General features: G+C 30.9%; 1 protein-coding gene. It reads left to right on the forward strand.

The genetic code is table 11. From position 1 onward, the window contains the following. Positions 1 to 161 precede the first annotated feature (161 nt). A partial coding sequence (locus ACF91D_RS32020; RefSeq protein WP_392438742.1) for a LacI family DNA-binding transcriptional regulator occupies positions 162 to 437 on the forward strand: 276 nt, incomplete at its 3' end.

Below are 437 nucleotides of genomic sequence, written 5' to 3' on the forward strand. Positions count from 1 at the left end.
TTACTGAATATGAGTTTTACAAGTGCAATACTATATTAAGGGTTAACCCTCTTACTGTTTATTTTTAATGTTCAATCAAGGTTTGTAGTATGGACTTTTATTTTACTTTCTAAAATTATGGATTACACTATTAATAACGAAGATTGATTGAGGAGGCCTATATGAAACCTAAATTAGAAGATGTAGCTAAGTTGGCAAATGTATCTAAAACAACAGTATCAAGAGTGCTTAATAAGAGAGGATATCTTAGTCAAGAAACGATTGATAAGGTGAATGATGCTATGAAAGCTCTAAACTATAAACCTAATTCTGTGGCGCGCCAATTATATAATAAGCAGACTAAAATTATTGGACTCTTATTTCCTACGGTAGCGAATCCTTTTTTTGGTGAACTTGTAGAAGCTTTAGAAATCAAATTATATAAGCAAGGTTACAAG

The sequence above is a fragment of the Staphylococcus sp. 231237_7MaSpsaltlick genome (assembly GCF_043107035.1).